The sequence below is a fragment of the Paenibacillus sp. GCM10027628 genome, assembly GCF_042676385.1.
In the GTDB taxonomy this organism is placed as follows: Bacteria; Bacillota; Bacilli; order Paenibacillales; family NBRC-103111; genus Paenibacillus_E.
Window position 1 is genome coordinate 1 of sequence record NZ_JBHTHA010000069.1, and the last position, 1,525, is coordinate 1,525.

At 44.7% G+C, this 1,525-nt stretch carries 1 protein-coding gene; it reads left to right on the forward strand.

The window, feature by feature from the left end:
- Window positions 1-24 precede the first annotated feature (24 nt).
- Window positions 25-1,455, forward strand: coding sequence for a transposase (locus ACFQZT_RS32245; RefSeq protein ID WP_379307063.1), 1,431 nt, complete (start codon window positions 25-27; stop codon window positions 1,453-1,455).
- The last annotated feature ends 70 nt before the right edge of the window (window positions 1,456-1,525 follow it).

Consider the following 1,525-nt stretch of genomic DNA (forward strand, 5'->3'; position numbering starts at 1 on the left):
AAGAGAAGAGAAAGGAGTACTCTAATGTATGTAATTCAACAAGAAGAGTTATTTTCCTTCGAACAATTAATGGGAATGCAATCGGAATCTAAATATTCCGCAATACTGGAACATCTTCCAATAGGTATGATCCTTCACGCCATTAACAAAGCAAGTCATCGTGGACGCCCCGAGAACATCAACACAAGAGCTATGATCTACTCCTTAGTCATAGGAAAGATGGAACACATGCTCTTTGTAAAAGACATTATCCATCGTCTTTCCACAAATGCTGAATTCAGACAACTTTGCCGATTCACCGGATCAGATCGCATTCCGAGCAAAGCTTCTTATTCACGTCTTATTACAAAGCTGCATCGGTGTGGGGTGCTTAGCGACGTACAAGACCAGTTAGTGATTCAGTCCATATCTGAAGGTTTTATCCGAGGCGAAACCCTAGCTGTAGACTCCTCTCATTTAGAAGCCTGGGACCGCAATCCGAAGCTAACCAAGCCTAAGAAAGAAACACCCGCTATAGAAGACGAACCATCCCTGTTGCCAGAGAAAGAAGTCTCGGTTCCTATGCCTAGTAAGCCCAGTAAGCCAAAACGCAGCAAGCGAGGGCGGGTTCCAAAAGCCGAAGCCGAAGCATGGAGACAACAAGTTGAAGCTTACGAAGCGTCACTATCGATCTTTGAGCAAAAGGTAGAAAACATGCTACCGTTCAGTTATGAGGATCTAGTAGCTGAAATGCCACAACATCCAAGCACTGGAGCTAAAGGTGAAAGAGGGCGCATCATGTATTGGTACGGATACAAAGCCAATTTGCTGGTCGATACGCGAAGTCAGTACATTGTTTCCGGGGAGTTTTGTTCCGGTCATGTCCACGACCAGCGGCTCGCCATTGTGCTCCTTAAACGGTTACAAAAGAAGCTTCCGATGCTGCAGGTCAAACACGTACTCGCCGATAAAGGCTACGACTGCTTAGCCGTTTACAGGCAAATTCGAGAACTGGGTGCATTCCCGCTCATTCAATTTATTCATTTGACCGAGAATCTACCTGAGGGAATGGATGGAAATTTCAGTCCGATCTGCCAAGCGGGGCATCCTTATCGATACGACAGCTTTGATTCGAAATACGAAACCCTTAAATATACCCGTCCGAAGGAATGTGAAGGATGCCCGATGGAACATACGGGCTGCCAAAAGATTCACAAAATTCGAATTGAACAAGATATTCGCCGTCATACAGTACCCGCTCGCGGCAGCGAATCATTCAAAGTGCTGTTCAAACGCAGAACTGCGATTGAGCGGGTTTTTGCTTACTTGAAACTTTACTTTGGCATGGGTTCCACTCGTCTCAGGAACACGCGATCACGGGTGGATTTTGATCTAAGTTGTCTAGCCTACAATCTGTGCAAATATGCCCTTGATCGACTCAACCAGCAATTAAACAAGGTTAAACAAGCGTCTTAATTTTTAAAAAATGTCCTTTTAAAATTGGACTAGTGCACGACCAAACAAATTGAATTATGAAACTGACTCC